The sequence below is a fragment of the Agromyces sp. NPDC127015 genome, assembly GCF_042725165.1.
GTDB classification, from domain to species: domain Bacteria; phylum Actinomycetota; class Actinomycetes; order Actinomycetales; family Microbacteriaceae; genus Agromyces; species Agromyces chromiiresistens.
In genome coordinates this window covers 358,874-376,474 of the sequence record NZ_JBHXDI010000002.1, presented here as the reverse complement: position 1 = coordinate 376,474, position 17,601 = coordinate 358,874, and the positions used below count along the sequence as shown (strand labels likewise).

General features: G+C 72.3%; 12 protein-coding genes. 9 read left to right on the top strand and 3 right to left on the bottom strand.

What is annotated here, in order from left to right:
- The gene (locus ACFWGP_RS08005) at positions 1 to 510 is read right to left on the bottom strand and encodes a GNAT family N-acetyltransferase (protein WP_376930608.1); all 510 of its coding nucleotides are present in this window, start codon (positions 508 to 510) and stop codon (positions 1 to 3) included.
- Positions 511 to 630: 120 nt separating this feature from the next.
- Complete coding sequence (locus ACFWGP_RS08000) at positions 631 to 3,450, bottom strand: M14 family zinc carboxypeptidase (RefSeq protein ID WP_376930607.1); 2,820 nt, start codon at positions 3,448 to 3,450, stop codon at positions 631 to 633.
- A gap of 360 nt (positions 3,451 to 3,810) precedes the next feature.
- Here ACFWGP_RS08000 and ACFWGP_RS07995 point away from each other — a divergent pair, with 360 nt between their 5' ends.
- The 3 genes from ACFWGP_RS07995 (at position 3,811) to ACFWGP_RS07985 (ending at position 8,212) form a co-directional block, all read left to right on the top strand.
- On the top strand, positions 3,811 to 6,111 hold the full coding sequence (locus ACFWGP_RS07995; protein WP_376930606.1) for a DEAD/DEAH box helicase: 2,301 nt from the start codon (positions 3,811 to 3,813) through the stop codon (positions 6,109 to 6,111).
- A gap of 95 nt (positions 6,112 to 6,206) precedes the next feature.
- Positions 6,207 to 6,983 (top strand): hypothetical protein, encoded by a 777-nt coding sequence (locus tag ACFWGP_RS07990; protein ID WP_376930605.1) that lies wholly within the window; start codon positions 6,207 to 6,209, stop codon positions 6,981 to 6,983.
- A 104-nt stretch (positions 6,984 to 7,087) separates the two neighbouring features.
- Positions 7,088 to 8,212: a hypothetical protein gene (locus ACFWGP_RS07985; RefSeq protein WP_376930604.1), complete on the top strand. Its 1,125-nt coding sequence runs from the start codon at positions 7,088 to 7,090 to the stop codon at positions 8,210 to 8,212.
- Positions 8,213 to 8,225: 13 nt separating this feature from the next.
- Here the strand turns inward: ACFWGP_RS07985 and ACFWGP_RS07980 are convergent, their stop codons facing one another.
- A complete protein-coding gene (locus ACFWGP_RS07980) occupies positions 8,226 to 10,358 on the bottom strand; it encodes a RecQ family ATP-dependent DNA helicase (RefSeq protein WP_231429784.1) in 2,133 nt (710 codons plus the stop codon).
- 169 nt (positions 10,359 to 10,527) lie between these two features.
- Here ACFWGP_RS07980 and ACFWGP_RS07975 point away from each other — a divergent pair, with 169 nt between their 5' ends.
- The 6 genes from ACFWGP_RS07975 to ACFWGP_RS07950 all read left to right on the top strand — a co-directional run bounded on the left by ACFWGP_RS07975 (position 10,528) and on the right by ACFWGP_RS07950 (position 17,598).
- Positions 10,528 to 11,844, top strand: a complete 1,317-nt coding sequence (locus ACFWGP_RS07975) for an MFS transporter (protein WP_231429785.1) — start codon at positions 10,528 to 10,530, stop codon at positions 11,842 to 11,844.
- 198 nt (positions 11,845 to 12,042) lie between these two features.
- Positions 12,043 to 13,236, top strand: coding sequence for an acetyl-CoA C-acyltransferase (locus ACFWGP_RS07970; RefSeq protein WP_231429786.1), 1,194 nt, complete (start codon positions 12,043 to 12,045; stop codon positions 13,234 to 13,236).
- On the top strand, positions 13,236 to 13,994 hold the full coding sequence (locus tag ACFWGP_RS07965; RefSeq protein ID WP_231429787.1) for an enoyl-CoA hydratase/isomerase family protein: 759 nt from the start codon (positions 13,236 to 13,238) through the stop codon (positions 13,992 to 13,994). The genes ACFWGP_RS07970 and ACFWGP_RS07965 overlap by 1 nt, the downstream gene beginning before the upstream one ends.
- Positions 13,995 to 14,017: 23 nt before the next feature.
- Positions 14,018 to 14,896: a 3-hydroxyacyl-CoA dehydrogenase family protein gene (locus ACFWGP_RS07960; protein ID WP_376930754.1), complete on the top strand. Its 879-nt coding sequence runs from the start codon at positions 14,018 to 14,020 to the stop codon at positions 14,894 to 14,896.
- Between the two features lie 52 nt (positions 14,897 to 14,948).
- Positions 14,949 to 17,045 (top strand): phenylacetic acid degradation bifunctional protein PaaZ, encoded by a 2,097-nt coding sequence (gene paaZ, locus ACFWGP_RS07955; protein ID WP_376930603.1) that lies wholly within the window; start codon positions 14,949 to 14,951, stop codon positions 17,043 to 17,045.
- 103 nt (positions 17,046 to 17,148) lie between these two features.
- Complete coding sequence (locus ACFWGP_RS07950; protein ID WP_275505266.1) at positions 17,149 to 17,598, top strand: DUF2871 domain-containing protein; 450 nt, start codon at positions 17,149 to 17,151, stop codon at positions 17,596 to 17,598.
- Positions 17,599 to 17,601: the final 3 nt, after the last annotated feature.

Genomic DNA, 17,601 nt, shown 5'->3' with positions numbered 1-17,601 from the left:
TCAGGCCGGGGTGAGCTCCTTCGCCATGCACACGCTGAACTCCTCGCCGATGTACTGGCCGAACTGCTCGATCCGCCGGTACCCGTGCTTCTCGTAGAGGGCGAGCGCGGGCAGGTGCCGCGGCCCCGTCTCGAGCACGATCTCGCCGAGGCCGCGGGAGGCCGCGTCGGCCTCGATTCGCGTGAGCAGGGCGCCCGCGACGCCGAGTCCGCGTCCGGCCGGATCGACGAACATGCGCTTCAGCTCGCCGCGCCTTCCCGCGGCATCGCCCGGCGTCTCGTCGACGAGTGCCGCGATGCCGACTGCGGCGCCGAGCGCGTCGCGCGCGACGTACAGCCGCACCTCGGGTCGCTCGAGCTGGGCGACGTCGAGCAGGAAGCACGCTTCAGGCGGGTACAGGCTGCGCGAATACTTGGTGCTGCCCTCGAGCAGGCGCTCCACCTCGGGCTGTCGGGGCGGCTCGATCGAGATCGCGACGGATGCTTCGGTGCTGGGTCGTTCGGCCGGCATGCCACGAGCGTACGGACCGCGCGTTTCGCGCACGTTTCACGGCGGACGCCCGGCTGCACGGCGTCGGCCCCGCGATACCGGATCGCGGAGCCGACGCCGTCCGAACAGGCGGCTGCGGCCTCAGCCGACGATCGCCTGGGGGGTGACGCCCGCGTCGTGGATGCGCTGCACGAGCTCGCGCAGGAAGGGGTGCTCGTCGGCGCTCAGCCCGTCGGGGTTCGCGATCGTGAACACCGTGCTGCCCCCGGCGGTCGCCCTGGTCGCGTCGTCGGCGTACTCCGCGACGAGCGCGGCGACCTTCTTCGCGTCGTTCGGCGCCACCGTGATCGAGATCGGACGCCACTCGCCGCCGAGGTCGGCTGCGACCGGTGCCGCCTGCGCGGCCTCACGGGCGGCGGTCGCCCGGTTCGACGACGCCGCGGTCTCGCCCGCCGGCATGAGCAGCGCGTTCGCGACGAGCTGCATGCCCGAGTCGTTGTACGCGCGGAACAGCGGGTTGAAGGCGTAGAGCACCGCGTGCCCCGACCCGACCGGCTCGTCGACGACGGCGGCCGAACCGCGGAGCGCGTCGGCGCCGACCGAGTAGCCGTTCGTCCAGAACGTGTCGCCCGTCGGGTAGGTCACCACGTTCGTGCCCGTCGTCGACGGCTCGAGGATCGGGTCGCCGTTGTTGAACGCGAAGTCCTCGTCGGGGCGTCCGAGGCCGATCGCGCTCGAGGCATCCGTGTCGACCCGGAAGTGCGAGCCGACGACCTGGTAACCCGCCGGCTTCGCCCGCTCGGTCGTGCTCGTGAGCCCCGCCGAACGCGCCACGCGGGTGCCCTCGTTGCGGAAGCCCAGGTAGACGCCGCCGTCCTCGACCCAGGCCTTGAGGTTCGCCTGACCGGTCGCGGTGAGCCCGCCCGTCGCGTTCGAGCCGTCGGGCACGACGAGCACGTCGCGGTCGGTGAACGCCGCCGTGTTGTCGTTGATGTCGGCCGTCGTCACCGGCGCGAGGTCGAGCCCCCAGCGCTCGCCGAGCACGAACCGCGTCTCGCCGTGCGATCCCGCCGTGAGCGAGATGCCGGTGCCGCCGAACAGGCCGACGTCGGGCAGGCCGAGCGGCGAGGCATCCGTCGGCGCCGTCGTGTTCGTGAGGCTGATGCCGAACGATCGCGCCAGACGGTCGAGGTCGACCGAGCGCATCGCCGACGGCGGCACGACGACGAGCCCGTCGGCCGTGCGCTGCAGCTCGGCGCCCTCGCCCAGCAGGGCGAACGTCAGGTCGGCCGCCTTCGAGGAGTCGAGCGGGTAGGCGTACGCCTCGCCCTTCTTCGCCGTGTTCGCGATGCCGCCCGAGGTGTCGGTCACGCGCTTCGCCTTGGGCGTGACCTCGTCGCCCGTCGAGAGGGCGTTCATGCCCGCCAGCAGCGGGTTGCTCCACGACGAGACGTCGTAGAAGTACGGGAACGGCACGTACGGGTCCTCACCCAGCGTCGCCTGGATCCAGTGCTTCTGCGGCTGGGCCATGGGGATCCAGTAGGAGCCGGCCGGCACCGTCACCTCGGAGGCGTCGCGGCCGCCGAACAGGCGCGCGGAGTCGAGGGTCAGGGGCTTCTGGACCTCGTAGACCTCGACGTCCATGCGGCGCAGCCGGTCGACGAGCTCGCGCACGTCGCCGAGCTGCCGGTCGGGCAGCAGGAAATAGCTGCGCACCGTCAGGTCGGGCACCGGGAACTGCACGGTGTTCGTCGGCTGCACGACCTCGTTGGGCTCGAGCGTGCCGGCCTCGCCCTCGGCGAGCGCGGTCTTCCAGATCTGGTACCAGCTCGACAGGATCTCGTGCCGGTTGTCGGCAGCCCAACCGGTCGTCGCCCACTGCGTGAGGAACTGCTGCTGCACCCGGTCCTCGGTGGCCGACGCCGACCCCTTCTCATAGGTCATGCCGGCCGCACCGAACCCGGTCGCGGGCACCGTGTCGCCGTACCCCATGTAGAACATGTCGTACGAGCGGTAGTTGAAGTAGCACTCGGTCGTGACCGTGTCGGTGCAGATGCCGTTGTAGTTCTCCGTGAACGTCTCGGCGTTCTCGGCGCCGATGCGGTTGATCCAGTCGACCGGCTGGTCGGCGATCTCGTGGTGGATCGGGTCGGCGTTCGGCGGGAAGAAGTACTGGCGGCCGCCCATCTCGTGGGCGTCGATGAAGACCTGCGGCGGGAAGGCCCGCAGCAGCTCGAGCTTGGCGTCGGTCTCGACCTGGGTGCGCGCGAACCAGTCGCGGTTGAGGTCGAAGCCGAAGTCGTTCTGGCGGCGGTTCGCGTTGCGACCGTCGGGGTTCTGCGTCGGCATGATGACCGTGATCAGGTTGTCGAGCCGGTTCTCGACGTCGCACGACAGGCCCGACGACAGCTCGTAGAGCGTCTTGAGCGCAGCATCGGCGCCCGACTTCTCGCCGCCGTGCACGTTGCCGGCGATCCACGCGATCGCGGGCAGCTCGTCGGCGTACTCGGCCGCCTTCGCGTCGTTCAGCGCACGCGGATCGCGCAGTTCGCGGATCTGCCTGGCGATCTTGTCGAGCGCCGGCTTCGTGACGTTCGCCGACGTCGACACGATCGCGTAGGGCATCTCCTCGCCCCCGTTGCTCGTCGCGACGGTGCCCGAGACGACCCGGTCGCTGGCGGCGTCGATCGCGGCGACGTACGCCTGGATCTGGTCGACCGTGACGGGCTCGGCCTGGCCGAGGCCGAGCGGCGTGCCGAGCGCGTCCTCCGGCGACGGGACGGAATCGAGCCGGGCGTTCGGGTCGGCCGAGCAGTCGGCCGTCGCGGATGCCGCGGCGAAGGCGGAGGTCTGCGGCGAGGCCGCTGCGGCCGCCGCTGGGACCACCGCGACGGCGGGGATCAGCAGGGCGCTCGCGAACAGCGCGGTCGCGCGTGTCAGACGGAGTTCGGTGTGCTTCATTGGACAGTTCCCTCCAGAACAGGCCACGGGGGGCGGCCCGTGGCCGAGTCTGCCAGCGCCCCCGTTCGGGGGATAGTCCTCCTTTCGGCCCACCGGCGAAGGCGGAACCGGTGGTCGATCCCGGTTTCGCGCGCTGCACGGAGGTTTCCCAGCCGGATTCCGGTATTCTCGACGGGTCGGTTCTTGACACCGCGTTCGCGCGGATGGGTTTGTGAGTCAAAAGGGCCGGTTCCGGGGCGACTGGTCTCGGATAGTCACCGTATGTGAACGGCCCCGGTCGACGATGTTCCGGGTTCTCGGCGTGCTGCGCTCGCAGCTGCGCCGCCATGTACCTCTCGTACAACCCAGGAAGTCATCACGATGCCCAAGAACAAGAAGCCCAAGGGCGGCCGTCCCGCCGCCAACTTCGACCCGTCGTACGCGAAGGGCGGCAAGGGTCGCGGAACGCAGAAGGCCGGATCGCGCAGCCCCGGCCACCGTGGCTACCGTCCCGAGGAGGAGGCGCCCCGCAAGGAGCGCTGGTCGCGCGACGAGCGCGTCGCCTCGGGCCGCTCGCCGCACCGTGCCGACCGCGAGGGCCGCGCCGATTCCTCGGCCGGTCGGGGAGCCGAGCGCAGCGGTGCGTCCCGGGACCCGCGCTCGCGCGACGACCGTCGATACGGCGACCGCCCCGCGCGCCCCCACTACCGCGAGGACCGTCCGGCCCGTTCGTACGATCGTGACGATCGCGCTCCGCGTTCGTTCGACCGGAACGACCGGAACGACCGTCCGGCTCGTTCATACGATCGTGACGATCGCGCTCCGCGTTCGTTCGACCGGAACGACCGCAACGACCGTCCGGCCCGTTCGTACGATCGTGACGACCGCGCCCCGCGTTCGTTCGACCGCAACGACCGCAACGACCGCAACGACCGTCCGGCCCGTTCGTACGATCGTGACGACCGCGCCCCGCGTTCGTTCGACCGCAACGACCGCAACGACCGTCCGGCCCGCTCGCACGATCGGGACGATCGGGCCCCGCGCCGCTTCGATCGCGACGACCGTGCGCCGCGCTCGCATGACCGCAACGACCGCGCCCCGCGTTCGTACGACCGCGACGACCGCCCGGCCCGCTCGCACGATCGCGACGATCGTGCACCGCGCCGCTTCGATCGCGACGACCGCCCCGCGCGCGCCCATGGCCGCGACGATCGCGGCCAGCGTCGCGAGTTCGACCGGCCCGGCTTCCGCGACTCCGGTCGCCGGCCCTCGAACTTCTTCCCCGCTCGCGACGCGGCGCCGCGCTTCTCGTCGAACGACGACGTCGTGCTCGAGCGCCTCGAGGCCGAGGCCATCCAGGCCGACGCCGTCGAGGGTGTGGACTTCGCCGATCTCGGCCTCGGCGGCAACGTCGTCCGCGCGCTCCGCGAGCTCGGGGCGGAGTCGCCCTTCCCGATCCAGGCCGCGACGATCCCCGTCGTGCTCGAGGGCCGCGACGTGCTCGGCCGGGGCAAGACCGGCTCGGGCAAGACGATCGCGTTCGGCGCCCCCGCGGTCGAGCGGCTCATGCAGCTCTGGACCGAGTCGGGCAAGGCCGGCGGACGCCGGCAGATGGGCCGCAAGCCCCGCGCCCTCATCCTCGCCCCGACCCGCGAGCTCGCGCTGCAGATCGACCGCACCGTGCAGCCGATCGCGCAGAGTGTCGGCCTCTTCACGACCCAGATCTACGGCGGCGTGCCGCAGGGGCGCCAGGTCGGTGCGCTGCAGCGCGGCGTCGACATCGTGATCGGCACCCCCGGTCGCATCGAGGACCTGATCGAGCAGGGCCGCCTCGACCTCTCGGAGGTCGTCATCACGGTGCTCGACGAGGCCGACCACATGTGCGACCTCGGGTTCCTCGAGCCGGTGCAGCGCATCATCCGTCGTACCGCCCCCGGCGGCCAGAAGCTGCTGTTCTCGGCGACCCTCGACAAGGGCGTCGCCGCCCTCGTCGACGAATTCCTCGTCGAGCCGGCCGTGCACGAGGTCGCCGGTGAAGACCAGGCCTCGTCGACGATCGATCACCGCGTGTTCGTCATCGACAACCGCGACAAGCGCGACATCGTCGCCCAGCTCGCGCAGCGCGAGGGCAAGACCCTCGTGTTCAGCCGCACCCGCGCCTTCGCGGAGGACCTGACCGACCACCTCGAGGACTACGGAATCCGCGCGGTCGCCCTCCACGGCGACCTCAACCAGGCCAAGCGCACGCGCAACCTGCACCAGCTCACGAGCGGTCGCGTCGACGTGCTCGTCGCGACGGATGTCGCGGCGCGAGGCATCCACGTCGACGACATCGACCTCGTGATCCAGGCCGACGCGCCCGACGAGTACAAGACCTACCTGCACCGTGCGGGCCGTACCGGCCGCGCCGGCAAGGAGGGTCGCGTCGTCACCCTCATCCCGCGCAACCGTCAGCGTCGCATGAGCGAGTTGCTCGGTCGCGCCGAGATCGACGTCGACTTCGTCGACGTGCGCCTCGGCGACGACCTGCACGGCGAGCTCGAGCGCGGTGCCGCCGCGGTCGAGGTCGAGACGGTCGAGGTCGAGACGGTCGAGGTCGAGACGGTCGAGGTCGTCGAGGTCGAGTCGTCCGACGTGACCGCGTCAGTGGCCGACACGACTGACGTCGAGCCCGCCTCCTGAGCCCGCGGGAGTCGCGGCGCTAGCATGAGCGCGACGCGACTCCCCGGCGCGGCCGCCCGGGCTCGGGCGGGAGCGCGCTGGGGAGGCGCAACCGCATGACCGACGAACCGACCTCGACCCCTGCTCCGTCCGAGGGTGGTGCGCCACCGGCCGGCGCGCCCGCCGGTGCCGCGACTGCGGCTCCACCCGCGGCCGCGACGCGTTCGATGCTCATCTGGTTCGGCGTCGTCATCGTCGTGCTGTCGTTCGTCGCGGCGTTCCTCGGCTCGTGGCTCGCTCGATCCGGCGACTCGACGGCCGCGGCGCCCAGCCCGACGCCGACGGCGACGGTCGACGAGGCCGCCTACGAAGAGGCGCTCGAGGAGATCCTGCCCGCGGGATCGGCCGTTCGCGCCGGCAGCGGCGTGCCCGAGGCCGGCAAGGGCTACGAGGGCGACGTCTACATCGACATCACCACCTCCGACGTGTACCTCTTCGAGGACGGCGAGTGGACGCTCGTCGGCAACATCCGCGAGTCGGCCGCCGAGAACCTGACGGGCGCCACCGGAAAGACGGGTGCGACCGGCGCGCAGGGCGAACAGGGCGAACAGGGCGAGCAGGGCGAGCAGGGCGAGCAGGGAGCGCAAGGCGAAGCCGGCACTCCGGGGACCCAGGTCCTGCTCGGCGTCGGCGCTCCGGCGGCCGACACGTGCACGACGAACGGCGACGTCTACATCGACACCTCGACCGTGCAGTTCTACGAATGCGCCGCCGGATCGTGGCGGCTCTTCGGGCCGCCGAGCACGCCGACTCCGACCGAGGCGCCCGTCCCGACCGAGGAGCCCGCTCCGACGGAGACGCCCGCCGCCCCTGAGGACTCCACCGGGGAGTGAGCCGTCGCGGGCGGCGGGAAGACGGGCGGTGAGGGCAGGATGCCGCGCCCGTCACCGTGCACACCCTGATCCGCCGACCCCGCCGGCGCGCTATGTTCGGACCCATGCGCTCATCGGGTCTCGAACTGTTCGCCGGAGTCGTCGCGACCGCCGTCCTCGTCGCCGGCCTCGCCGGATGCACCCCCGAGCCGGCACCCGCGGCTTCTCCCGACCCGACGGCCGCCGCGTCTCCCGAGCCCGTCGCGACGCCGCTCGAGTGCGACGACCTCGTCGCGCCCGAGCTCGTCGCGGCGACCCTCGAGGGCGGCGACGGCACCCCGGTCGAGCCCGTCGCCGCGGCGTACGAGCACGACGTCTTCACCGGCATCCTGCTCGAGGGCGTCGGCGGCCTGCCCTGTTCGTGGCGGGTCGGCAGCGGGATGCCGGAGTACGGCAACGGCTCCGACTGGGCGTACCTGCGCGTCGACGTGCTCCCCGGGGCGGCCGGCGAGTGGCAACCCGAGTGGGCCGGTGACGCCCCGTCGACCGATACCCGTGACGTGGCCGGGATCACCGCATCGATCGCCGCCGGTGACAGCGGGTGGCGGCTGTCGGCTCCGGTGGGCGACGCGTGGGTGCGGCTGAGCATCAGCGCCGCCGGACTGACCGGTGCGGGATCGCGCTTCCTCGGCGTGCCCGGTGGCGACATGCTCGACCGCCTCGCCGCCGCAGCAGAGCCGGTCTTCACGAGCATCGCGGGCGCGTCGCCCGAGCAGCTCGCCTGGCCGGCGATGCCGTCGCGCGAGGGCGAGGCCGCCTGCACCGGCGGGCTCGACGAGCAGGGCATCGTCGCGGCCGAGCAGCTTCCCGACGGCAGCGCCGTCGAATACACGACGGTCGACGCGACGACCGCGCCGGTCGAGGGCTTCACGGGCGCCGTCGAGGCGGCGGCCCGTGCCTTCGACTGCGACCTCGTCGTGGATGGCGGAGCCGTGCCGCTCGTCTCGATCACGACCGCCCGCGGATTCGGGCCGCTCTTCGAGCGCCTGCGCGAGCCCGACGGCGACGTGGCGTTCGAGCCGATCGAGCTCGCCGACGTACCCGCGGGGTCGACGGCGGAGGCGGTCGTCCGTGGATACGACGACGGACCGTCGTCGCCCGCCTACCTCGTCGTGGGTGACAGCCTCTACCGGATCCAGGGCGACGGCGCGTCCGCCGTCGCGCAGGCGATCGTGCACCAGACGTACTGACGCAGCGCGCCCGCTACCCTCGCACAGCCAGCGCGAAGGGCAGCACCTCGGTCGCCCCGGCTGCGCGGAGTTCGCGTGCGGCGACCGTCAGGGTCCATCGGCTGTCGACCTGGTCGTCGACGAGCAGCACCGGCCCAGCCGGCACACCGAGCCCGCCGGCGCTGAAGCGCTGCCACACGCCCGCGAGCCGGAACGCGCTGTTGCCGCCCGGCTGGCCGGTCGGACCGCCGTCGACGAGTTCGAGCGCACCGAGGTAGGGCAGCCGCCCCACCTCGGCGAGGCCGCGCGCGAGTGAATCGACCAGCTGCGGCTTCGAGCGCGACGGCATTGCGACCACGGCCACCGGGCGCTCGGCCCAACCCCACTCGGCGAGCACCCGCACGCAGCCGTCGAGCACGCGGGGCGGCACCGGTGCATCGGGGGCGCCGGCCGCGAACAGCTCGCGCAGCGTGCCGCCCCAGCCGAGGTCGGTGAGCCGGGCCAGCGCCCGCCCCTCGGCGGCTCGCGCCTCGGGCGCGATGCGGCCCTTCACCGGTACGCCCAGGCGGTCGGCGCCGGTGGGCCACTGCGCGCGCGGCTCGATCGGAACGCCCACCCGGTCGAGCGCTCCCCGGGCGGCGGCGGATGCCTCGCCGCCGACGCTCGTCGGGTACCAGGCGCCCGCGCAGTTGTCGCACCGGCCGCACGGGGTCGCCGTGTCGTCGTCGAGCGAGCGCTGCAGGAACTCCATGCGGCAGCCGTCGGTCGTCTCGTACTCGAGCATGTGCTGCTGCTCGGCGAGGCGCTCTGCGGCGATGCGGCGGTATCGGTCGGCGTCGTAGACCCATGGCGCACCGGTCGCGACCCAGCCGCCCTGCACCCGGCGCACCGCCCCGTCGACGTCGAGCACCTTGAGCAGGAGCTCGAGCGGGGTCCGCCGGATGTCGACCATGGCCTCGAGCGACGGCGTCGAGGTCGGGGCGTCGGAGGAGAGGGCCGAGATCACGCGGCTCGCGCGCTCTTCATCGGGCATCGACGCGGTGGCGAAGTAGTGCCAGATGTCGGGATCTTCGGTGCCGGGCATGAGCAGCACGTCGGCCGACTCGGTCGCCCGCCCCGCGCGGCCGACCTGCTGGTAGTAGGCGACGGGTGACGATGGAGCGCCGAGGTGCAGCACGAAACCGAGGTCGGGCTTGTCGAAGCCCATGCCGAGCGCGCTCGTCGCGATGAGCGCCTTGACCTCGTTGCGCTTCAGCATCGTCTCGGACTCGGCGCGTTCGTCGGGGTCGGTCTGGCCCGTGTAGGCGCGCACGGCGTGGCCGTGCTCGCGCAGCAGGCGCGCGGTGTCGTTCGCCGCGGCGACCGTGAGGGTGTAGATGATGCCGGAGCCCGGCAGGTCGTCGAGGTGGTTCAGCAGCCACGCCAGCCGGCTCGGCGAGTCGGGCAGCCGCAGCACGCCGAGCCTCAGCGAGGCGCGGGCGAGCGGACCGCGGATGGTGAGCACGCCGGCCGCGGCATCCGCATCAGGGCCGGAGGCGGGCGCCGGACCGCCCGTCGTCGCCCCCAGCTGCTCGGCCACGTCGGCGACGACGCGGCTGTTCGCGGTCGCCGTGGTCGCGAGCACGGGCACGTCGGCCGGCATCCGGGCGATGAGCTCGCGGAGCCGGCGGTAGTCGGGACGGAAGTCATGCCCCCAGTCGCTGATGCAGTGCGCCTCGTCGACGACGAGCAGGCCGATGCGCTCGACGAGCGCCGGCAGCTGCGTCTCGCGGAACGCCGGGTTGTTGAGGCGCTCGGGGGAGACGAGCAGCACGTCGACCTCGTCGGCCGCGAGCTGCTGCTCGACGTCGCGCCACTCGTGCGCGTTCGTCGAGTTGATGGCCACTGCGCGCACGCCTGCTCGCTCGGCGGCGGCGATCTGGTCGCGCATGAGCGCGATGAGCGGGGAGACGAGCAGGGTGGGGCCGGCGCCGGCGCGCCGCTGCAGGAGCGTCGCGACGAAGTAGACCGCCGACTTGCCCCAGCCGGTGCGCTGCACCACGAGGGCGCGACGCCGCCCCTCGACGAGCGCCTGGATCGCCTCGAACTGGCCGTCGTGGAAGACGGCGTCGTCGCGGCCGACGAGCTCGCGCAGGGCTTCGAGGGCGGACGGACGCAGGTCGCTCATGCCCTCAAGCCTGCCCGATGCCGCTGACAGCCTTCCGCACGGGCGGCCGGATGCGATACGCTCTGGATTCCCTACCGAACAATCGGTCAGGAAATAGGTCTCCGGCGCGACGCGTCCCGGTCGCGCCGGCCGGCCTGTCCCCGCCCGCCCCCTGAACAACGGAGTTCGCATGACCGCTGTCACCGACCGCCCCCGGGCCGGAAGCACCACGGCCGAAGAACGCAAGGTCCTCGCCGGCACCCTCGTCGGCACCTCGATCGAGTGGTACGACTTCTTCATCTACGCGCAGGCCGCCGGCCTCGTGCTCGCGCCGCTCTTCCTCGCCCCCGTCGCCGAGTCGAACCCGGGCCTCGCCCAGGTGCTCTCGTTCGCGACGATCGGCATCTCGTTCCTGTTCCGGCCGCTCGGCGCCGTCGTCGCCGGTCGCCTCGGCGACAAGCTCGGCCGCAAGAAGATGCTCGTCTTCACGCTCGTCATGATGGGCCTGTCGACCGCGCTCATCGGCGTGCTGCCGACCTACGCCGCGATCGGCATCGCGGCGCCCGTCCTGCTCATCCTGCTGCGCATCCTGCAGGGCTTCTCGGCGGGCGGCGAGTGGGGCGGCGCCGCACTCATGGCCGTCGAGCACGCGCCGAACGGCAAGCGAGGGTTCTTCGGCGCCTTCCCGCAGATCGGCGTGCCGATCGGCATGATCCTCGCGACCTTCACGCTGTGGGTGCTCACGAGCTCGATGTCGCCCGAGGCGTTCATGGCGTGGGGATGGCGCATCCCGTTCCTGCTCTCGATCGTGCTGATCATCGTCGGCTACGTCATCCGCAAGGCCGTCGAGGAGAGCCCGGTGTTCGAGGAGCTGCTGCGCCGCCGCAAGGAGGCCTCGGCCCCGCTCGGCCAGCTGTTCCGCAAGAACACGAAGCAGGTCGTGCTCACGGCGGTCATCTTCATCGCGAACAACGCGGCCGGCTACCTGCTGATCGCGTACTTCGCGACCTACGCGGTCACGGCGCTCGGCATGGACCGCCCGACGGTGCTGCTCGCGACGACCCTCGCCTCGTTCGGCTGGCTGATCTTCACCCTCTGGGGTGGCCGGGTCTCCGACCGGCTGGGTCGCGTGCGCACGTTCCAGATCGGCTACGTCTTCCTCGCGCTCTGGGCCGTGCCGATGTGGTTCCTCATCGACACGGGCGAGATCCTCTGGTACTTCGTCGCGCTGTTCGTGATGACGTTCGGGCTGGGCCTCTCGTACGGGCCGCAGGCGGCGCTCTACGCCGAGATGTTCCCGGCGAACGTGCGGTACTCGGGCGTCTCGATCGGGTACGCGCTCGGCGCGATCCTCGGCGGCGCGTTCGCCCCGATGATCGCCGAGGCGCTCATGAACCAGTTCCACGCCTCGTGGACGATCGGCGTCTACATCGCGATCGCCGCCGTCATCTCGCTCGTGGGCGTCTCGCTCGTGAAGGAGACGAAGGACGTCGACCTGCTCGACTGAACCGTCGATGAGCACGGATGCCTCGGGGCGCACGCCGCCCCGAGGCATCCGTCGTCTTCGAGGCTCGCCGGAGCGGTCGCGAGGTCGCGGCGGATGCCGCGACGTGACATAATTACTTCCCGAACGCTCGGTCAGGAATTCGACCGGGCGATACCGTGCTCACGGTGCCCCGTCGGACAACGCAGTCAGGAGAGCCGCATGGCCGAGGCCTATCTCGTCGGAGGGGCGCGCACGCCCGTCGGTCGCTACGGCGGCGCCCTCGCGACGGTACGTCCCGACGACCTCGCCGCACTCGTCGTCGGCGAGGCGGTGCGCCGTTCGGGCCTCGCACCCGGTGAGGCGGCCGAGATCGACGAGGTGATCCTCGGCGCCGCCAACCAGGCCGGCGAGGACAACCGCAACGTCGCCCGCATGGCCGTGCTCCTCGCCGGCCTGCCCGACGAGGTGCCGGGCGTCACCGTCAACCGGCTCTGCGCCTCGGGCATGTCGGCCATCACGATGGCCGCGCAGGCGATCCGTGCCGGCGACGCCGACCTCATCGTGGCCGGCGGCGTCGAGTCGATGACCCGCGCGCCCTGGGTGCAGCAGAAGCCGAGCTCGGCGTGGGCGAAGCCCGGCGCGGCGTACGACACGTCGATCGGCTGGCGGTTCCCGAACCCCGAACTCGTCGCCCGCGACAAGGCGACCTACTCGATGCCCGAGACGGCCGAAGAGGTCGCGCGCGTCGACGGCATCACCCGTGCAGAGGCCGACGCCTTCGCGCTGCGCTCGCAGCATCGGGCCGCCGCGGCGATCGCCGCCGGCCGGTTCGAGGCCGAGATCGTCGGCGTGCCCACGCATCGCGGCGACGTGCTCGTCGACGAGGGACCGCGGCCCGACTCCACGCTCGAGGCTCTGGCGCGGTTGCGCCCGGTCGTGCCGGGCGGCGAGGTCGTGACGGCCGGCAACTCGAGCTCGCTCAACGACGGCGCCTCGGCGATCGTCGTCGCGAGCGCCGCCGCGGTCGAGCGCTACGGGCTCACCCCGCGGGCCCGCATCGTGGTCGGCGCGAGCGCGGGCATCGCCCCCGAGATCATGGGGCTCGGACCGGTGCCGGCCACCGAGAAGGCGCTCGAGCGGGCCGGCATCGACCTCGACGAGATCGGCTCGATCGAGCTCAACGAGGCGTTCGCGACGCAGTCGATCGCCTGCATCCGCCGGCTCGGGCTCGATGACGAGCTCGTCAATGCCGACGGGGGCGCCATCGCGCTCGGGCACCCGCTCGGGTCGAGCGGGTCGCGTCTCGTGGTGACCCTGCTCGGCCGCATGGAACGCGAGGGCGCTCGCTACGGCCTCGCGACCATGTGCGTCGGCGTCGGCCAGGGCTCGGCCCTCATCGTGGAGCGCGTGTGATGGGCGACTCGACGAACGGCGTCGCCGAGGGGCCGCTCCGCGTCGAGCGGTCGGCCGATCGCGTCGTCGCCACGCTCGACCGGCCCGAGAAGCGCAACGCGATCGACCAGGCCACGATCGACGCCCTGCACGCGCTGTGCGCCGAGCTCGAGGCCGAGCCGCGCATCCTCGTCATCACCGGTGCCGGCGGCGTCTTCGCCTCGGGCGCCGACATCGCCCAGCTCCGCGATCGTCGCGCGCACGACGCCCGCCGCGGCATCAACGCGAACGCCTTCATCCGCATCGCCGACCTGCCGATGCCGGTCATCGCCGCCCTCGACGGGTACGCCCTCGGCGGCGGCGCCGAGCTCGCGTACGCCGCCGACATCCGCATCGCGACCCCGTCGCTCAAGATCGGCAATCCCGAGACCGGGCTCGGCATCATCGCCGCGGCCGGCGCCAGCTGGCGCCTCAAGGAGATCGTCGGCGACGCCCGCGCGGCCGAGCTGCTGCTGACGGGGCGCACGATCGACGCGGCCGAGGCGCTCTCGATCGGGCTCGTCTCGTCGGTGCACCCGGCCGGCGACCTGCTCGCGGCCGCGCACGAGGTCGCCGACCGCATCGCCCGCAACGACCGGGCCGCGACGATGGCGACGAAGCGCGTCTTCCGCGCTCCGCGCTCGGCGCACCCCGCGGTCGACCTCGACGAGCAGGCCGTGCTCTTCGAGAGCCCCGAGAAGATGCGGCGCATGACCGAGTTCCTGGAGAGGAAGCAGTGAACGACGAGTCCCGCGGTCCCGAGATGACTCCCTCGTCGAGCACCGCCTCTGGTGCCCCCGGCCGTGTCGGCGTGCTCGGCGGCGGTCGCATGGGCGCCGGCATCGCCCACGCCTTCCTGCTCGCGGGCTCGCGGGTCACCGTCGTCGAGCGCGACGCCGATGCCGCGGCGGCCGCCGCGACCCGTGTGCTCGAGTCGGTCGACGCCTCGATCGCGCGCGGCACCGCCGACGAGGATGTCGCAGCGTACGCCGCCCGTTTCGCGACGAGCACCGCCGTCGACGCCTTCGCCGGTTGCGATCTCGTCGTCGAGGCGGTGCCGGAGGACCTCGAGCTCAAGATCGACGCCCTCACCCGGGTCGAGGCGGTGCTCGCACCGGGCGCCGCCCTCGCGTCGAACACGTCGTCGATCTCGATCGACCAGCTCGCCGCCCTGCTCGAGCGCCCGCACCGGTTCGTCGGCCTGCACTTCTTCAACCCCGTGCCGGCCTCGACCCTCGTCGAGATCGTGCGCGGCGAGGCATCCGACCCCTCGCTCGTCGACGACGCGCGCGACTGGGTGCGTGCCATCGGAAAGACGCCGATCGTCGTCGCCGACGCCCCGGGGTTCGCCTCGTCGCGCCTGGGCGTCGCGCTCGGGCTCGAGGCGATCCGCATGCTCGAGGCGGGGGTTGCGAGCGCCGAGGACATCGACGCCGCGATGACGCTCGGCTACAAGCACCCGGTCGGGCCGTTGCGGCTCACCGACCTCGTCGGACTCGACGTGCGGCTCGGCATCGCCGAGTACCTCGCCGAGACGCTCGGCGACCGATTCGAACCGCCCGCCCTGCTGCGCCGCCTGGTCGCCGAGGGCAAGCTCGGCCGCAAGGCCGGCGAGGGCTTCTACCGATGGGATGCCTCGTGAGCGGTCTCGACACGCTCCATCGTCGCTCCCCGACCCCCGAGAGGATTCACTGATGACCGAGATCCTGCCGAGCTACGTCCGCGGCGAGTGGTGGACGCCCGACGCCGATGCCGCGGCCGGCGCGACCGAGGTGCGCGACGCCTCGACGGGCGAGGTCGTCGCCCGGGTCTCGACCGAGGGCCTCGACCTCGGCGCCGCGCTCGACTACGCGCGCACGGTGGGGCAGGCGAGCCTCGGCGAGCTGACCTTCCACCAACGGGCGGTGCTGCTCAAGCAGCTGGCGCTCGCGCTCACCGAGCGCAAGGCCGAGCTCTACGAGATCTCGAGCCGCACCGGCGCCACGAAGCAGGACTCGTGGGTCGACATCGACGGCGGCATCGGCGTGCTCTTCACCTACTCGGGCAAGGGCCGCCGCGAGATGCCGAACGCGAAGGTCTACGTCGACGGCGCGGTCGAGCCGCTCTCGAAGGACGGCTCATTCCTCGGCCGGCACATCTACACCCGCCTGCCGGGTGTCGCCGTGCAGATCAACGCCTTCAACTTCCCGGTCTGGGGGTCGCTCGAGAAGTTCGCCCCGGCGTTCCTCGCCGGCATGCCGACGGTCGTGAAGCCCGCGACGCCCACCGGCTACCTCGCCGAGCACATGGTGCGCATCCTCGTCGAGTCGGGCCTCCTGCCCGACGGCTCGCTGCAGCTGGTGTCGGGCAGCGTGCCCACCCTGTTCGACGAGCTGCGCCTCGGCGACCTCGTCGGCTTCACCGGTTCGGCGTCGACCGCCGAGCGGCTGAGGGCGCACGATTCCGTGCAGACCGGCGGGGTGCGCTTCACGAGCGAGACCGACTCGATCAACGCCTCGGTGCTCGGCACCGACGCCGTCGCCGGCACCCCCGAGTTCGACGCGTACGTCAAGCAGCTCGTCGTCGAGATGACGACGAAGGCCGGGCAGAAGTGCACGGCCATCCGCCGGGCGATCGTGCCCGAGGCATCCATCGACGCCGTCATCGACGCGGTGCGCGCGCGCATCGCGGAGCGCGTCGTCGTCGGCGACCCGCGCACCGAGGGCGTCACCATGGGCCCGCTCGCGTCGCTCGCCCAGCGCGACGAGGTGCTGCGCCAGGTGGGCCGCCTCGAGCAGGCCGGCGGCGAGGTCGTCGTCGGGTCGACGGGCACACCCACCGTCACCCTCGCCGACGGCACGCGCGGCGAGGCATCCGACGGCGCCTTCGTCTCGCCGGTGCTGCTGCGGTTCGCGGATGCCTCGAGCCCGGCGCTGCACGAGGTCGAGGCCTTCGGCCCGGTGTCGTCGATCGTCGGCTACGACTCGCTCGACGAGGCGGTCGCGCTCGTGGCGAGGGGCGGCGGATCCCTCGTGACGAGCGTCGCGACGCACGACCCCGACGTCGCTGTCGCGCTCGCGTCTGGCATCGCCGCCTACAACGGGCGCGTGCTCTTCCTCGACCGCGACGACGCGCGCAGCTCGACCGGTCACGGGTCGCCGCTGCCGAACCTCGTGCACGGCGGGCCCGGGCGGGCCGGCGGCGGCGAGGAGCTCGGCGGCATCCGCGCCGTGCTGCACCACATGCAGCGCACCGCGGTGCAGGGTTCGCCCGAGATGCTGACCGCGCTCACCGGCGTGTGGCACGCGGGCGCCGCGGCCCGGCCGTACGAGGCGAGCGGTGAGCCGCACCCGTTCCGCAAGTCGCTCGCCGAGCTGCGCATCGGCGACCAGGTCGCGTCGGCGCCGCGCGTCGTGACCCTCGACGACATCGAGACGTTCGCGAACTTCACGGGCGACACGTTCTACGCCCACATGAACGAGGAGGCGGCGGCCGCGAACCCGTTCTTCCCCGGCCGGGTCGCCCACGGGTACCTGCTCGTGTCGTGGGCCGCCGGCCTCTTCGTCGACCCCGAGCCGGGCCCGGTGCTCGCGAACTACGGCCTCGAGAACCTGCGCTTCATCACGCCCGTGTCGCCAGGCGACGAGATCCGTGTCGAACTCACGGCCAAGCAGATCTCGCCGCGCGAGACCGACGAGTACGGCGAGGTGCGCTGGGACGCGGTGCTGAAGAACCAGAACGACGAGCTCGTCGCGACCTACGACGTGCTGACGCTCGTCGCGAAGGAGCGGACGGAGCCGCAGCCCGCGTAGGTCGCGCGACCGGTTCGAACCTTCGGACGATGCGGCGGACGGCGCGCCTGCGCCAGACTGGGCGCGAACGCGCCGACCGGGCGCGACCGAAGGAGCGACATCCATGAACCGTCTCTTCACCGCCGCCGTCGTCTACGTCGTGCTCGGGCTCGGATCGGGCCTGTACTACCGCGAGTTCACGAAGGCGAACGACTTCCTCGAGGGCGCCCCGACGCAGCTCTCCGTCGTGCACACGCACCTGCTCGCCCTCGGGCTGCTCGTGATGCTCATCGTGCTCGCGCTCGAGAAGTCGTTCACCCTCAGCGCGAGCCCGCTGTTCGGTTGGTTCTTCTGGGTCTACAACGCGGGCGTGCTGCTGACGAGCGCGATGATGGTCTGGCACGGTTCGCTCACCGTGCTCGGCGAGGAGTCGAACGCCGCGATCGCCGGCGTCGCGGGCCTCGGGCACATCATCGTCACCGCGGGACTCATCCTGCTGATGATGGCGCTGCGCAAGGGCATCACGGCCGCGAAGAAGGCCGAGACCGAGGCATCCGCCCCCGTCGCGGGCTGACGG